Origin of the sequence: Streptomyces sp. NPDC048275, from assembly GCF_040652275.1 — a bacterium.
In the GTDB taxonomy this organism is placed as follows: domain Bacteria; phylum Actinomycetota; class Actinomycetes; order Streptomycetales; family Streptomycetaceae; genus Streptomyces.
In genome coordinates, this window is record NZ_JBEZLR010000080.1 from 16,799 (window position 1) to 30,947 (window position 14,149).

Here is a 14,149-nt window from a genome sequence, read left to right on the forward strand (position 1 = left end):
GCGACCGACAACCGACGACTGTCAGCTGTCGACTGTCGATCGGCTCGGAGGGGCCGCGCATTTTCGGAAGTCTTCGGAAGGAAAGCCATGGCCATGGACGCCGTCTCCGTCATCCGCACCAAGCGGGACCGCGGTGAGCTCAGCGACGCGCAGATCGACTGGGTCATCGACGCGTACACCCGCGGCGAGGTCGCCGACTACCAGATGGCCGCCCTCAACATGGCGATCCTGCTCAACGGCATGAACCGCCGTGAGATCGCCCGCTGGACCGCCGCCATGATCGCCTCGGGTGAGCGCATGGAGTTCTCCTCGCTGTCCCGCCCGACCGCCGACAAGCACTCCACGGGCGGCGTCGGCGACAAGATCACGCTCCCGCTCGCGCCCTTGGTGGCGGCGTGTGGCGCGGCGGTCCCGCAGCTGTCCGGGCGCGGCCTCGGCCACACCGGCGGCACGCTCGACAAGTTGGAGTCGATCCCCGGCTGGCGCGCGCTGCTGTCGAACGAGGAGATGCTGCACGTCCTCGACACCACCGGCGCGGTGATCTGCGCCGCGGGCGACGGCCTGGCTCCCGCGGACAAGAAGCTGTACGCGCTGCGCGACGTGACGGGAACGGTGGAGGCGATCCCTCTCATCGCGTCCTCCATCATGTCCAAGAAGATCGCCGAGGGCACCGGCTCGCTGGTCCTGGACGTGAAGGTCGGCACCGGCGCCTTCATGAAGACCATCGAGGACGCCCGTGAACTCGCCTCCACGATGGTCGGCCTCGGCACCGACCATGGCGTCAAGACGGTCGCGCTCCTGACCGACATGTCGACCCCGCTGGGCCTGACGGCGGGCAACGCCCTGGAGGTCCGCGAGTCGGTGGAGGTCCTGGCGGGCGGTGGCCCGGCCGACGTCGTCGACCTCACCATCGCCCTGGCCCGCGAGATGCTGGACGCGGCGGGCGTGAAGGACGCCGACCCGGCGAAGGCGCTGGCCGACGGTTCCGCGATGGACGTCTGGCGCCGGATGATCGCGGCCCAGGGCGGCGACCCGGACGCCGTGCTGCCCACGTCCCGCGAGCAGCACGTGGTGACGGCCCCGTCCTCCGGTGTCCTGACCCGCCTCGACGCGTACGACATCGGCATCGCCGCCTGGCGCCTGGGTGCCGGACGCGCCCGCAAGGAGGACCCGGTGCAGGCCGCCGCGGGCGTCGAGCTGCACGCCAAGCCGGGCGACACCGTCACCGCGGGCCAGCCCCTCCTGACCCTGCACACGGACACCCCGGAGCGCTTCGAGTACGCCCTCGAGTCGGTGGACGGCTCGTACGACATCGCGGCCCCGGGCACGGCCTTCACGGCCACGCCGGTCGTGCTGGAACGTATTGCCTGAGCTGCGGTTTCCTCGTACGGGTGAACGGGATCGGTGGACCTCCGCCGGTCCCGTTCGGCATGCTGGACTCGGTGACGCACCGATTGGAGACCGCCATGAGCGCACTCACCGTCGACCACTCGACGGCCAGCGGCCACGAGTGGGACGGCCTTGTCCGGATCTGGGAAGAGACGGACGCACCCGAGGGCTGCAAGGTGGAGATCATCGAGGGGATCGTCACCGTGGCACCACCGCCGTCCAACGTCCACAATGACATCGCGGACAGCGTGCACCGCCGTCTGTACCAGGTGATTCCCGAGGACTGGGGCATCTATCAGATGCTGGGCACGGCCGTACCGTCCCGCAACGGCCTCTATATTCCCGACATCGCGGTGGCGCCGAAGGCCCTCGTGGTGGAGCACGAGGGCAACTGCGTCCCCGCGGCAGCGGCTGAGCTCGTCGTGGAGATCACCTCGAAGTCGAACGCGAGCAATGACCGAATCAAGAAGCTCGCCGGCTATGCCAAGGCCGGTGTCCCGCTGTATCTGCTGATCGACAGCTGGGCCCCCGGCGGCCCCACGGTCACCCTCTACGGCGAGTCGAAGGGCGACGTCTACCGTGTCCTGCAAGCAGGAAAGTTCGGCGACGTGATCACCTTGCCGAAGCCCTTCGAACTCAAGCTCGACACCAGCGTGTTCCCCACAGGCTGAGGCACGCGGCGGATGCCACCCCCCTCCGATGAGTTCCGCGCCCCCGGTCGGTCTACTGACCGTGGACGCCAAGGAACCCGCCGTGCTCGTGCTGCCCGGCCCCGTCGCCCGTGACGAGGTGCCGAGGCTCTGCGACGACGTGCGGGCGCGGCTGGAGGCGACCCGGGCCGGGGTCGTCGTCTGCGATGTCGCGGGGCTCGGGCCGCCCGGTCTGGGCACGGTCGACGTGCTGGCCAGGATGGAGCTGGCCGCACGGCGGGCCGGGGGCCGCATACGTCTGCGCGACCCCGCCCCGCCCCTGCGCGCCCTACTCGATCTGGTGGGCCTCCGCTTCGAGCTGGAGGGGCAGGCCGAAGAGTGGGAACCAGCGCTTCGTGTCGAGGAAGCAGTGGAACCCGGTGATCCGGCCGCCTGAGATCTCCAGGGCCTGAATCGCCCAGGCGCTGAAGCCGCCCTCCTCGGGGTCCGGCTTGTAGTGCGCGAAGCCCGGCAGACCGTTCACCGACACCGGCCGCAGGCGCGAGCCCGCGCAGGAGGCGCCCAGCGTCGTCATGAAGCCGGTGATGTCGGCTGTGCCGCGCAGCCACAGGTCGAACGGCGGCATCGTCATGACCGCGTCCTCGTGGAGCAGCGCCGTCAGCGCCGCCATGTCGTACCCCTCGAACGCGGCCACGTACCGCTCCAGGAGCTTCTGCTGTTCCTCGTCGAGCGGGTCGGAGACGGCGCCCTCGGTGCCTTCGCTCTCCGCGAGGGTCGCGCGGGCCCGCTGGAGCGCGCTGTTGACCGAGGCGACCGAGGTGCCGAGCAGCTCGGCGACCTCGCTCGCCTTCCACGCGAGGACCTCGCGCAGGATGAGCACGGCCCGCTGCTTGGGCGGCAGCTGCTGCAGGGCGGCCATGAAGGCGAGGCGCACCGACTCCTTGGCCACCGCCGCCTCGGCCGGGTCGCTGACCGTCGGCAGCACGCGGGCGTCGGGCATCGGCTCCAGCCAGGTGTTGTCCGGGCGCGGGGTGAGGGCCGCCTGGGCCAGCGGCGAGGGGCCGGTCAGATCCATCGGGCGCGCCCTCTTGTTGCCCGCGTTCAGCATGTCCAGGCACACGTTCGTCGCGATGCGGTACAGCCAGGAGCGGATCGACGAGCGGCCCTCGAACTTGTCGTAGCTCCGCCAGGCGCGGACCATCGTGTCCTGCACCGCGTCCTCCGCCTCGAAGGAGGAGCCGAGCATCCGATAGCAGTACCCGGTCAGCTCGACCCGGTGCTTCTCCAGTCGGACGTCCAGGTCTGTCGTCGTCGCCGTACCGTCGCTCATGGCCAACCCACCCCTGTGGCTTTCCCGTCGCACCGCCTTGCCGTCGCGTCTTTGCGCCAGCACTTCGGAAGCTACCGCAGCCCACTGACAATGACCCCCGGAGTGGGAAAAAGCGCAGGTCAGTCCAGTTGCTTCACGGACATGAGCAGATGCCGATGCCCTGCGCCCGGCTCGGCACCGGATTCGGCCTGGGCCTCACTGAGCAGCGCCCGTTGCCCTGGCCCCAGCAGTTCCACGCGCGGGCAGCGTCCGGGCCGCCCAGGCCACGGCTTGGGCGAAGTCGCCGCGATCGGTCCGCAACTTCAGGGGGAACGTACGAGCCGAAGGGCAGGTCTCAGTGGGCCAGCGCCGGCTTCCGCCGGGCCTGCACCCGGGCCGCGTGCGACCCGAACACCGTGATCGACACGACGCCGAGGACCGCGAGCAGTCCGAGCGTCACCGTGCCGGCCCAGCCGCCCGCGTGGAAGGCGACGGCGCCGAGGGTGCTGCCGGCGCTGGAGCCGATGTAGTAGGCGGACTGGTAGAGGGCGGACGCCTGGGCGCGGCCCTGGGTGGCGGTGTGGCTCACCGACGACGAGGCGACCGCGTGGCCCGCGAAGAAGCCCGCGGTGATCAGGACCAGACCGAGCAGGACCAGCATCAGGGAGTCGGCCAGCGACAGGATCAGACCGGCGGTGGTCGTACCGCCCGCCAGGTACAGGGAGCCGCGGCGGCCCAGCCGGGCGACCAGCGCGCCCGCCGTGGACGCCGAGACCGTACCGACCAGATAGACCAGGAAGACCGAGCCGATGATGCCCTGGGGGAGGGAGAAAGGGGCGTCGGTCAGGCGGTAGCCGATCACCGTGTAGACCCCGCCGAAGACCGTCATGAACAGCGCGCCGATGGCGTACAGACGGCACAGCAGCGGGTTCGCGAGGTGCTCGCGGACCGTGCGGGCCAGCACCCGCGGCCGCAGCGAACCCGGCGTGAAGTGCTTCGGCGCGGGCAGCAGCAGCCGGAAGGCCACCGCGCAGGCCACGGCGATCGCCCCGATCGTGCCGACGGCCACCCGCCAGCCCCACTCCTGCGCGACCCAGCCGGTGATGACCCGGCCGCTCATCCCGCCGACGCTGTTGCCCGCGACGAACAGACCGATCGCGGTGATCAGCGCCTTGGGCCGGACCTCCTCGGCCAGATACGCGGTCGCCGACGCCGGAAGTCCGGCGAGGGCCGCGCCCTGGATCGCCCGCAGCGCCACCAGCGCGCCGATCGACGGGGCGAAGGGGACAAGGATGCCGACGCCCACCGCGACCGCCAGCGACGCCGTCATGACCGTACGCCGTCCGAACCGCTCCGAAAGGGCGCTCATCGGCAGGACGAACAGGGCCAGTGCCCCCGTCGCGGCCGACACCGTCCAGCTCGCCTCGCTCGCGGTGACCCCGAAGTCCGAGGAGACGAGCGGGAGGAGGGCCTGGGTCGAGTAGAGGAGCGCGAAGGTCGCGACACCCGCGAGGAAGAGGGCGAAGCTCATCCGGCGGTAGCCGGGCCCGCCCGGGGTCATACGGGAGTCGACGACAGGGACGGAGGCGGTGACGGAAGCGGTGGCGCCCACGGTGGTGGACGCCCCGGTACTGGCGGAAGGCATGCTTCGAACCTAAGGACCCGCCGCTCATCCGTCCAATGCATGGAAACGCCATAATCGTTCCCATGGTGCATCAGCAAAGGTCACAGACTCACCTGTCACCGTCCAGTGACACAGAAGACATTGTCGCGGTGCTTGCTCCACGCCTTGCGTACTTCGCCGGGGTCGCCCGCACCGAGCACGTCACAAGGGCCGCGCAGGAGATGCAGGTCCCGCAGTCGACGCTGTCACGGGCCATGGTCCGGCTCGAACAGGACCTGGGCGTGGACCTGTTCGCCCGCCGTGGCCGTACGGTCTCCCTCACACCCGCGGGCCGTACGTTCCTCGCCTCCGTCGAACGCGCCCTCGCCGAGATCGAGCGCGCCGCCGACGAGGTGCGCGCGGACGCCGACCAGGCCACCGGCAAGGTCGCGTTCGGCTTCCTGCACACCATGGGGTCGGAAACGGTCCCCGGGCTCATCCGCGCCTTCCGCGCCGACCACCCCCGGGTCCGCTTCAGCCTCGTCCAGAACTACGGCGAGGCGATGCTGGAGGGGTTGCGTTCGGGAGAGCTGGACCTGTGTCTGACCTCGCCGGTACCGGACGCGCCCGACCTGGTGGGGCGCCGCCTCGACGAACAGAAGCTCCGGCTCGTGGTCCCGGCCGACCACCGTCTCGCCGCCCGCAAACGGATCCGGCTCGCCGAGGCCGCCGACGAGACGTTCGTGACCCTCGAGCCCGGCTACGGCATGCGCCGCATCACCGACGACCTCTGCCAGGAGGCCGGTTTCAAACCGCGGATCGCCTTCGAGGGGGAGGAGGCGGAGACGCTACGAGGCCTGGTCGCCGCCGGTCTCGGGGTCGCCCTTCTGCCGCCGCCGGCCGTCGCCCGTCCGGGAGTCGTCGAACTGACGGTGACCGCCCCGCGCGCGGTGCGCGAGATCGGCGTCGCCTGGCTCGACGGCCACCCGGACACACCACCCGTGGCCGCCTTCAAGAAGTTCCTGCTGTCGAGAAGGGGGCACCTGCTGCCGGACTGACGGCGCCGGGAACGCCCCACGGGGGAGCGGGGCTGTGACAGGGCGCGGCTCCGCCGCGTGGGCGCGACCAGCCCCCACGAACCGCAGCAGACGCACAACTCAGCGACGCAACGCCTTCCCGAACCCGGAGGCGAGCGGCATCCGCAACCCCAGCGGCGGCGGTGCCGCGAACGCGTCCTCGACCGGGCGCGCGAAGTCGCGCCCGAACAGCGCACCCATGACGAAGTCCTCGGCCAGCGCGTGCACTTCGGACCGGTACTGGTGCAGCCCGTGCCCGTCGGAGTGGACCTCGAAGCGGCAGATGTCGCGGTTGGACTTCTTGGCGCGCGCCGCGAGCCGGAAGGACAGCTCCGGGTCGGTGCGCTCGTCCCTGGTGCCGTGCACGATCAGCACGCGTCGCCCGGCGAGCTGCTTCACCGGTTCGGGTGGCGCCGCCACGTCCGCCTCGGGCAGCCAAGGGGCGAGCGCCAGCACCGAGTTGACGGCGCTGTGCCCGGCCGCGCGCAGCGCCGCCCGGCCTCCCATGCTCACCCCGACGAGGCACACGGGGACGTCCCCATAGCGGCGTACGACCTCGTCGGCGGCCCAGGACGCGTCGCCCGCGAGATGCGCCTCGCTGCCGTTCCAGCCGCGATAGCGGTAGTGCACCACGTGGCCTACCAGGCCTTCCGCGCGCCCCGCGCGCGTGAGACGGCGCCCCAACGTCCTTACGGAGGCGGCCGCCAGCATGGGGGAGGGCCTGCGGGCGGAGATCTCGTTGCCGCCGGGGAGCAGCAGAACCACTCCGCTGACCGCCGTCGGCTCGGTGCCGAGCGCTCTCCCCAGCCGTGTCCTGCGAACCGGCGTCGCTTGCGTTGCCATGTCAGAACAGTGTCAGAAGTGGTGGTGTACGCCACCCGTCCGCAGGGTCACCGTTACATATCGACGGATCGGCGCGACCGGGGATCTACGCGCGTAGGGGCTACAGTGCGAAAATGACGAGCCAGATCAGGAACACCCCGAGCTCGGAGCAGATCCGCCGGGCGCCCAAGGTCCTGCTGCACGATCACCTCGACGGGGGCCTGCGCCCCGGGACGATCGTCGAACTCGCCCACGCCACGGGCTACTCGAGCCTCCCCGAGAGCGACCCCGACAAACTCGGCGTGTGGTTCCGCGAGGCCGCCGACTCCGGATCCCTGGAGCGGTACCTGGAGACCTTCGCCCACACCTGTGCCGTCATGCAGACCCGTGAAGCGCTCGTACGGGTCGCAGCCGAGTGCGCCGAGGACCTCGCCGAGGACGGTGTCGTATACGCCGAGGTGCGGTACGCGCCCGAGCAGCACCTCGAGACGGGGCTCACCCTCGAAGAGGTCGTCGAGGCGGTCAACGAGGGTTTCCGGGAGGGCGAGCGGCGCGCGCGGGAGAACGGCCACCGGATTCGGGTGGGCGCCCTGCTGACCGCCATGCGGCACGCGGCCCGCGCGCTGGAGATCGCGGAACTGGCCAACCGCTACCGGGACCTGGGTGTCGTCGGCTTCGACATCGCCGGTGCCGAGGCCGGGTTCCCGCCCACCCGGCACCTCGACGCGTTCGAGTACCTCAAGCGGGAGAATAATCATTTCACCATCCATGCCGGCGAGGGCTTCGGCCTTCCGTCCATCTGGCAGGCGCTGCAGTGGTGCGGCGCCGACCGGCTCGGCCACGGCGTCCGGATCATCGACGACATCCAGGTGGCGGCGGACGGCTCGGTGAAGCTCGGGCGGCTCGCGTCGTACGTCCGCGACAAGCGGATCCCGCTGGAGCTGTGCCCCAGCTCCAACCTCCAGACCGGCGCCGCCGACTCCTATGCGGACCACCCGATCGGACTGCTCAGGCGGCTGCATTTCCGGGCCACGGTGAACACCGATAATCGGCTCATGTCGGGAACGAGCATGAGTCGCGAATTCGAGCACCTTGTCGAGGTGTTCGGTTACTCGCTCGACGACATGCAGTGGTTCTCGGTCAATGCTATGAAGTCAGCATTCATTCCTTTCGATGAAAGACTGGCCATGATCAATGACGTGATCAAGCCCGGATATGCGGAACTGAAGTCCGAATGGCTGTTCCAGCAAACCGCCTCCACCAGCGGTTCCTTGGAGGATCGGGCCTGATTGGAGGGGTGGGAACCGGCCGGTTCTTCACTCCCCCTCCGTTCCTCCTTCATGACTCGACTGCTTTTCGATGTTTGCGGAGAAGGGTCTTGCGTGTTTACGGTTTTGGACCGCCAGCATTCCCGTCACACGGATCCAAGGACGCATTCCATATGAAGCAGTCTGCTGCCAAGACCCTCGGTGTCGCCGCTCTCGGTGCTGCCTTCGCCGCCGTCGGCGCGGGTACCGCGAACGCCGCGCCGGCCGTGCCGGACGCCTCTCAGGCGCTGGACACCGTCACCCGGACGGTGCCCGCGCAGAACGCCGCGTCGGCACTCCCCGGTGCGGGGAAGGCGACGACGAAGGGGAAGAGCACACGCGGCACGGGTGGGGCGGCCCAGTCGGCCGCCAAGAAGAAGCTCGCCGCCGAGAAGAAGCTCGCCGCCGACAATCGGCTCGCCGGCGGGCCGACCGCGCCGGTCGGCGGGCTGCTCGGCGGGCTGCCTCTGAAGGGCCTGCCGGTGGTGAACGGGCTGCCGCTCGGCTGAGTCCACCGCTGTAAGAACGCCGGTGGGGCGCACCCTGGTCGGGGTGCGCCCCACCGGCGTGTCGCGCTGGTCGGTGAGGGAGGCGGGCACGGTGACTACCAGGCCGTGCGGGCCTTGTCCTCGGACGGGAACAGGATCCACAGCGCTATGTAGAGCAGGAACTGCGGGCCCGGGAGCAGGCAGGAGAGCACGAAGATCACGCGCATCGTGGTCGCGGAGGTGCCGAAGCGACGCGCCAGCGCGGCGCACACTCCGCCGATCATGCGGCCGTTGGTGGGGCGGGCGAGGCGGGACATGGCGGCTCCTTCGTGAACCGTGGGTGGCTGAGTGCCGGAGGATGTGGTTTCCCGGCTTCGTTGTCTTCAACGTCCTCAACGCTATGGTGACGAAGGGGGGCGAAGCGTCGCTCTACGGTGCGATCCCGACCCTGGGAATCGTCGGGGTCCGACCCTGAGTCGCATCCTCCCGAGGGAGGGCCGCGCGACGTCGAGTCTCGACCCGGCGGCGGAGCCTGGCCCTGCCGGCGGGCACGATCGCGAGGTGGGCCAGGGCCACGCCGACGCTGTTGAGCAGCAGCGAGTCGACGTCCACGACCTGGCCGGGGACACCGGTCTGCAGGAGCTCGATGCCCAGGGAGAGCAGGGCGCCCGCGGCGACCGTGCGGACCAGGGAGCCGAGCGGGGAGGCGGCGAGCTTGCCGCCGGCCATCGGGAGCAGGACGCCGAGGGGGGCGAGCAGGGCGAGGCCCTCCGCGATACGGCGGGCGGCCTCGGCGGGGCCGAGATCGAGGTCGGCTCTGATACCGGCGAACGGGCGCAGGTTCGCGGGGCTCACCCAGGGAACGTCCAGGGGGCGCAGTGTGATCCAGGCGACGAGCGCGAGGTGCGCGACGAGGAGGAGGACTCCTGCCGCACGGACGCGGATCGCGGCGCTGCCGCCGCCTTCGCCTTGACGTTGCACGCCTCCCAAGACGCGGTGTTCGGCGGGATCGGTTCCGGGTTGTTGGTGAGCTTGGGGCCGACGGGTGAGGGATGCGCCACATGGACGGGGTGGTTGGCTCGCCCCCGCCGCCCCTACCCGTCCCATCCCTGGGGGCTGCCGCCCCCAGCCCCCGTTCGGACTGAACGGCCTCGTCCTCAAACGCCGGACGGGCTGAGATGCCCAGGGGTACGGGGCTGTGACATGGTGCGGCTCCGCCGCGTGGGCGCGCCCGGCCCCCACCGCCCCGCAGTCAAAGAACCACCGCCGGGGGTCTGGGGGCGGAGCCCCCAGGAACGGATGGGACGGGTAGGGGCGGCGGGGGCGAGAACCCTCAGGTGCCGTCGACCGTCGTGGACGGCGGGGACTTCGTCGCGGGGGCGGAGCGGACGTCGGTGGTGCACTCGTAGCGCCGCAGGGGGCCCGTGTCGGGGCCGAGGACGACCGAGCCGTCTTCCTGGGCGGCGGCGGAGTCGGAGAAGGTGCAGACGATCTGGGCGAGGGCGGCGGGCGTCAGGTCCTGGGGAGGGGTGCTCAGCCGGAGCGTGCCCTCCGGGTCCTTGGGCCGGGGACCGCTCACCGTCATGCCGCCGCGCACGTCCGTCGTGTAGCCCGCCTGCTGCTCGGGCGTGGAGGGTGTTTCGGCGAGCTCGTCGAGGAGCCCCTGTGCCACCAGAACACGCCGCGCCGCCTCCGCCGTACCGTCGGGAACGCTCACGGACCGGTCGACCGTCACCAGTTGTTCGGAGCAGAGCAGGAAGACCTGGACCGGGACGCCGTGCGAGGTCTGCGTGGAGATGTCCTGGCCGGACAGGGCACACGGCACCCGGGAGGGCGCCGGGCCGAAGTCCGTCGGGACCTGGGTGGAGCGGATGCCGCAGCCCGCGAGCAGTGCGACCAGCAGCGCGACCGGCACCGTGACCGGCAGTGCGGCGGTCGGCCAAAGTGGACGTCGTACGGTCGTCATCCGGCGGTGCCCTCCGTTCCCTTCCCCTTCCCGGTCCCCTTCCCGGTCCCCTTCCCGGTCCCCTTCCCGGTCCCCTTCCCGGTCCCCTTCCCGGTCCCTTTCCCGGTCCCGCTTGCGGTCCCGGTCCCGGTCCCGGTCCCGGTCCCGGTCCCGTTTCCGTTCCGCTCGCGCTCGTCGTCGGCGAGCAGCTCCGACGTGTCCTGCGGGAGCCGGAGCGTGAAGACCGCGCCCCCCTTGGGCGCGTTCGCCGCGGTGATCTCGCCGCCGTGGATGTGTGCGTTCTCCAGCGCGATGGACAGGCCGAGACCGCTGCCCTCCGAGCGGGGGCGCGACGCGCTCGCCTTGTAGAAGCGGTCGAAGACGTGCGGGAGGACGTCCTCGGGGATACCGGGCCCGTGGTCCTGCACCTCGATGACCAGGTCGTCCGTTTCCATACGGACCGACACGCGGACCGGACTGCCGCCGTGCTTGAGCGCGTTGCCGATCAGGTTCGCCAGGATCACGTCCAGGCGGCGCGGGTCGAGGCGCGCCATGATGCCCCGCTCCGCGTCCAGTTCCACCGCGTCCAGCCAGGCGCGTGCGTCGATGCACGCGGTGATCTGGTCGGCGATGTCCACGTCGTCCAGGACGAGTCGGGCGGTGCCCGCGTCGAAGCGGGTGACCTCCATGAGGTTCTCGACGAGGTCGCCCAGCCGGCGGGTCGCGCTGACGACGATCCGTACGGCCGGTTCGATCATCGGGTCGATGCTGCCCGTCTCCGCGTCCAGTTCCTCTTCGAGGATTTCGGTGGCGGCGGTGATCGCCGTCAGGGGAGTACGGAGTTCGTGCGACATGTCCGCCACGAAGCGGCGGGAGGCCTCGTCCCGCGCGCTCATGTCCGCCACCCGCTTCTCCAGGGCTTCTGCCGCCCGGTTGAACGTGCGGGAGAGGTCGGCGAGTTCATCGGTCCCCGACACCCGCAGCCGGGTGTCGAGCCTGCCCTCGCCGAGGCGGCGGGCGGCGGTGCCCAGGCGGTGCACCGGCTTGAGGACCGTCGTCGCGGCGGCCTGGGCCAGCAGCGCCGAGCCGATCAGCGCCAGGCCGGTGGCGATACCGAGCGACCAGGCCAGGGAGTTGAGGTCCTTGGCCTCGGGCTCCAGCGACTTGAGCATGTATCCGGTCGTCGTGCCACCGATCACCTTCGCGCCGCCCACGAGGTACGGCTTGTCGTGGTCGGTGATCCGCTGCCAGTACAGGTGATGAGCGGACTTGTTGTTCGAGGTGAGCGGCTGCTTCTTGTTCACCGCCTTCTGGAGGGACTTGGGTACGTCCTCCAGCGTGAAGCTGTCCAACTCGGAGTTGCCGACGACGGTCTTGCCGCTCTCGTCCTCGGCGATCAGCAGCACGCTGAAGCGCTGGCTGCTGCTCGCCATCTGTCCGGCCGTGCGCTGCAGTTCGTCCTGTGCCGGGTGCACCGGCAGCAGGCTCGCGTGATTGCGCATCTCCTGCTCGAAGTCGCGCAGCACCGCGTCCTGCGTACGCGTCAGCACAGCCTCGCGGTTGAGCCAGTAGGCGATGCCCGACGCCGATACCGCGGCCGTGAGCGCGACGAGGCCGAACACCACGACCAGGCGCAGCCGCAGACTGGTGAAGCGCAGACCCGCCAGTAGCGCCTTGCGTGCCGCGGCCCAGCCGTGGAGCTTGTCGTGCGGTTTGGTCACTGAGGAGAGTCCAGTCGGTAGCCGACCCCGCGGACCGTGCGGATCAGGGTGGGCGAGGAGGGGACGTCCTCGATCTTCGCGCGCAGGCGCTGGACACACGCGTCCACCAGGCGTGAGTCGCCCAGGTAGTCGTGCTCCCAGACCAGGCGCAGCAACTGCTGCCGGGACAGGGCCTGTCCGGGCCGCCGGCTCAGCTCGAGGAGCAGCCGCAGCTCGGTGGGCGTCAGTTGCAGATCCTCGCCGTTCTTGGTGACCGTCATCGCCGCGCGGTCGATGACGAGGGAGCCGAAGGTCGCCGAGTCGGTGGCCTCGCGTTCCCCGCGTCGCAGGACGGCCCTGATACGGGCGTCGAGCACCCGGCCCTGCACGGGTTTCACGACATAGTCGTCGGCGCCGGACTCGAGCCCGACCACGATGTCGATGTCGTCGCTGCGCGCGGTCAGCAGAATGATCGGCAGTTGGTCCGTGCGCCGGATGCGTCGGCACACCTCGAACCCGTCGATGCCGGGCAGCATCACGTCCAGCACGATCAGATCCGGCCGCTGCTCACGCAGTAGTTTCAGACCGTCCTCGCCGGTGGCAGCGGTGGCCACACGGTGTCCCTGGCGGGTCAAAGAGAGCTCCAGGGCCGTACGGATGGCGTCGTCGTCCTCGATCAGCAACAGGGAAGGCACGAACGTCATTCTGGCCCATGGCGGGGGAGTCTTTCGACAGTTGGAGCGCTCCCATCCATCTCTCGCACAGAAGGGGCCACCTGACGGGCATGTGCGTGTGCTACCGCCCTTCTCTGTGATCACGCTGTGACGCGCCTGCGGAGGGGCCCTGTGACAGGTCTGTGACAGTCGGCGGACACGGCCATGAAGTGGCCCGGGCAAGCTTTTCGACACAAGCAAGGAAGCACGACGGAACGAACCGAAGAACCGGGACTCCACGACGGGGGGCGCGAGATGAACACGCTGCACAGCACCAGCACCAGCGCTAGCGCAGTTGTCACGCGTCTGCACGATGTCACCCGGGGCACGGAGAAGTCCGGTGCCGTGAGCGGGCGGGGGTGCGCTCGCGGCACCGGGCGTCAGCACACCGGTTACATGACGGTGGTTGACGCTTTCACGGGGGAAAGCAACACGGGGGAAAGCAACACCGGGGGGAAGGCTCACGGGGGAGCCGCGTACGGGGAGGGCACGGGGGAGCGTCGCTCGGTGTCGGAGACTGTAGATGCCGAAGCGGCGTTTACCGCCTACGTCCAGGAGCGCCGCGCCTCCCTGTACGCAACTGCCTACCACCTGACCGGGGACCGCTTCGAGGCCGAGGACCTGCTGCAGAGCGCGCTGTTCTCGACGTACAGGGCCTGGGACCGGATCAGTGACAAGGCCGCGGTCGGGGGTTATCTCCGCCGCACCATGACCAATCTGCACATCAGCGCGTGGCGCCGCCGCAAGCTGAACGAGTACCCGACCGAGGAAGTGCCGGAGACCGCCGGTGACACGGACGCGATGCGCGGCACCGAGCTGCGCGCCGTGCTGTGGCAGGCGCTCGCCCGGCTGCCCGAACTCCAGCGCACGATGCTGGTCCTTCGTTACTACGAGGGCCGCACGGACCCGGAGATCGCGGAGATCCTCGACATCAGTGTCGGCACGGTGAAGTCGAGCATCTGGCGGTCGCTGCGCCGGATGCGTGAGGACGAGGTCCTCAGCTTCGGCCGTGACGAGGAGGAGTCCTTCGGGGAGCTTGTCGCCTGAGGGTCTGGGGGGAACGGGGTCACGGGGGACCACGGGGGGAAACGAGAAAAGGTCCGGGCGGACGGGGGGTCCGCCTGGGCCTCTTTTCGTTGTGCGGATG

Annotated in this window: 15 protein-coding genes; 7 read left to right on the top strand and 8 right to left on the bottom strand. The window is 70.2% G+C overall.

Features of this window, described 5'->3' with window-relative positions; all coding sequences use genetic code 11:
• Nucleotides 1-87 precede the first annotated feature (87 nt).
• The 3 genes from AB0D57_RS34630 to AB0D57_RS34640 all read left to right on the top strand — a co-directional run bounded on the left by AB0D57_RS34630 (nucleotide 88) and on the right by AB0D57_RS34640 (nucleotide 2,475).
• Nucleotides 88-1,371: a thymidine phosphorylase gene (locus tag AB0D57_RS34630; protein ID WP_362082379.1), complete on the top strand. Its 1,284-nt coding sequence runs from the start codon at nucleotides 88-90 to the stop codon at nucleotides 1,369-1,371.
• Between the two features lie 95 nt (nucleotides 1,372-1,466).
• Nucleotides 1,467-2,060 (top strand): Uma2 family endonuclease, encoded by a 594-nt coding sequence (locus AB0D57_RS34635; RefSeq protein ID WP_362082382.1) that lies wholly within the window; start codon nucleotides 1,467-1,469, stop codon nucleotides 2,058-2,060.
• Nucleotides 2,061-2,088: 28 nt separating this feature from the next.
• Nucleotides 2,089-2,475, top strand: a complete 387-nt coding sequence (locus tag AB0D57_RS34640) for an STAS domain-containing protein (protein WP_362082385.1) — start codon at nucleotides 2,089-2,091, stop codon at nucleotides 2,473-2,475.
• On the opposite strand, the gene AB0D57_RS34645 is transcribed toward AB0D57_RS34640, so the two are convergent.
• Nucleotides 2,368-3,369: a sigma-70 family RNA polymerase sigma factor gene (locus AB0D57_RS34645; protein WP_362082388.1), complete on the bottom strand. Its 1,002-nt coding sequence runs from the start codon at nucleotides 3,367-3,369 to the stop codon at nucleotides 2,368-2,370. The genes AB0D57_RS34640 and AB0D57_RS34645 overlap by 108 nt on opposite strands.
• Before the next feature lie 334 nt (nucleotides 3,370-3,703).
• Nucleotides 3,704-4,993, bottom strand: a complete 1,290-nt coding sequence (locus AB0D57_RS34650; protein ID WP_362082391.1) for an MFS transporter — start codon at nucleotides 4,991-4,993, stop codon at nucleotides 3,704-3,706.
• Nucleotides 4,994-5,055: 62 nt separating this feature from the next.
• Here AB0D57_RS34650 and AB0D57_RS34655 point away from each other — a divergent pair, with 62 nt between their 5' ends.
• Nucleotides 5,056-6,009 (top strand): LysR substrate-binding domain-containing protein, encoded by a 954-nt coding sequence (locus AB0D57_RS34655; protein WP_362082394.1) that lies wholly within the window; start codon nucleotides 5,056-5,058, stop codon nucleotides 6,007-6,009.
• A 99-nt stretch (nucleotides 6,010-6,108) separates the two neighbouring features.
• Here AB0D57_RS34655 and AB0D57_RS34660 read toward each other — a convergent pair whose 3' ends face one another.
• Nucleotides 6,109-6,870 (bottom strand): alpha/beta hydrolase, encoded by a 762-nt coding sequence (locus AB0D57_RS34660; RefSeq protein WP_362082397.1) that lies wholly within the window; start codon nucleotides 6,868-6,870, stop codon nucleotides 6,109-6,111.
• Between the two features lie 113 nt (nucleotides 6,871-6,983).
• Between AB0D57_RS34660 and AB0D57_RS34665 the strand changes: the two genes are divergently transcribed.
• Both AB0D57_RS34665 and AB0D57_RS34670 read left to right on the top strand, forming a co-directional pair.
• Nucleotides 6,984-8,138 carry an adenosine deaminase gene (locus tag AB0D57_RS34665; protein WP_362082400.1) on the top strand — a complete coding sequence of 385 codons (1,155 nt, stop codon included), beginning with the start codon at nucleotides 6,984-6,986 and terminating at the stop codon, nucleotides 8,136-8,138.
• Between the two features lie 152 nt (nucleotides 8,139-8,290).
• Nucleotides 8,291-8,665: an ATP-binding protein gene (locus AB0D57_RS34670; protein WP_362082403.1), complete on the top strand. Its 375-nt coding sequence runs from the start codon at nucleotides 8,291-8,293 to the stop codon at nucleotides 8,663-8,665.
• 95 nt (nucleotides 8,666-8,760) lie between these two features.
• On the opposite strand, the gene AB0D57_RS34675 is transcribed toward AB0D57_RS34670, so the two are convergent.
• The 5 genes from AB0D57_RS34675 to afsQ1 all read right to left on the bottom strand — a co-directional run bounded on the left by AB0D57_RS34675 (nucleotide 8,761) and on the right by afsQ1 (nucleotide 12,984).
• Nucleotides 8,761-8,961, bottom strand: coding sequence for a PspC domain-containing protein (locus AB0D57_RS34675; protein ID WP_362082406.1), 201 nt, complete (start codon nucleotides 8,959-8,961; stop codon nucleotides 8,761-8,763).
• 112 nt (nucleotides 8,962-9,073) lie between these two features.
• Nucleotides 9,074-9,625 (bottom strand): VanZ family protein, encoded by a 552-nt coding sequence (locus AB0D57_RS34680; RefSeq protein WP_362082410.1) that lies wholly within the window; start codon nucleotides 9,623-9,625, stop codon nucleotides 9,074-9,076.
• 352 nt (nucleotides 9,626-9,977) lie between these two features.
• A complete protein-coding gene (locus AB0D57_RS34685; RefSeq protein ID WP_362082413.1) occupies nucleotides 9,978-10,610 on the bottom strand; it encodes a hypothetical protein in 633 nt (210 codons plus the stop codon).
• Nucleotides 10,607-12,310, bottom strand: a complete 1,704-nt coding sequence (locus AB0D57_RS34690; protein ID WP_362082416.1) for a HAMP domain-containing sensor histidine kinase — start codon at nucleotides 12,308-12,310, stop codon at nucleotides 10,607-10,609. The genes AB0D57_RS34685 and AB0D57_RS34690 overlap by 4 nt, the downstream gene beginning before the upstream one ends.
• On the bottom strand, nucleotides 12,307-12,984 hold the full coding sequence (gene afsQ1 / locus AB0D57_RS34695; protein ID WP_362082419.1) for a two-component system response regulator AfsQ1: 678 nt from the start codon (nucleotides 12,982-12,984) through the stop codon (nucleotides 12,307-12,309). The genes AB0D57_RS34690 and afsQ1 overlap by 4 nt, the downstream gene beginning before the upstream one ends.
• A gap of 273 nt (nucleotides 12,985-13,257) precedes the next feature.
• Here afsQ1 and AB0D57_RS34700 point away from each other — a divergent pair, with 273 nt between their 5' ends.
• The gene (locus AB0D57_RS34700; protein WP_362082422.1) at nucleotides 13,258-14,049 is read left to right on the top strand and encodes a SigE family RNA polymerase sigma factor; all 792 of its coding nucleotides are present in this window, start codon (nucleotides 13,258-13,260) and stop codon (nucleotides 14,047-14,049) included.
• Nucleotides 14,050-14,149: the final 100 nt, after the last annotated feature.

Bases quoted from the DNA above. Each gene is read 5' to 3' on its own strand.
- AB0D57_RS34645 (WP_362082388.1), bottom strand. From the start codon at position 3,369: ATGAGCGACGGTACGGCGACGACGACAGACCTGGACGTCCGACTGGAG.
- AB0D57_RS34655 (WP_362082394.1), top strand. From the start codon at position 5,056: ATGGTGCATCAGCAAAGGTCACAGACTCACCTGTCACCGTCCAGTGAC.
- AB0D57_RS34700 (WP_362082422.1), top strand. From the start codon at position 13,258: ATGAACACGCTGCACAGCACCAGCACCAGCGCTAGCGCAGTTGTCACG.
- AB0D57_RS34640 (WP_362082385.1), top strand. From the start codon at position 2,089: ATGAGTTCCGCGCCCCCGGTCGGTCTACTGACCGTGGACGCCAAGGAA.
- AB0D57_RS34630 (WP_362082379.1), top strand. From the start codon at position 88: ATGGCCATGGACGCCGTCTCCGTCATCCGCACCAAGCGGGACCGCGGT.
- AB0D57_RS34635 (WP_362082382.1), top strand. From the start codon at position 1,467: ATGAGCGCACTCACCGTCGACCACTCGACGGCCAGCGGCCACGAGTGG.
- AB0D57_RS34660 (WP_362082397.1), bottom strand. From the start codon at position 6,870: ATGGCAACGCAAGCGACGCCGGTTCGCAGGACACGGCTGGGGAGAGCG.
- AB0D57_RS34670 (WP_362082403.1), top strand. From the start codon at position 8,291: ATGAAGCAGTCTGCTGCCAAGACCCTCGGTGTCGCCGCTCTCGGTGCT.
- AB0D57_RS34685 (WP_362082413.1), bottom strand. From the start codon at position 10,610: ATGACGACCGTACGACGTCCACTTTGGCCGACCGCCGCACTGCCGGTC.
- AB0D57_RS34650 (WP_362082391.1), bottom strand. From the start codon at position 4,993: ATGCCTTCCGCCAGTACCGGGGCGTCCACCACCGTGGGCGCCACCGCT.
- AB0D57_RS34675 (WP_362082406.1), bottom strand. From the start codon at position 8,961: ATGTCCCGCCTCGCCCGCCCCACCAACGGCCGCATGATCGGCGGAGTG.
- AB0D57_RS34665 (WP_362082400.1), top strand. From the start codon at position 6,984: ATGACGAGCCAGATCAGGAACACCCCGAGCTCGGAGCAGATCCGCCGG.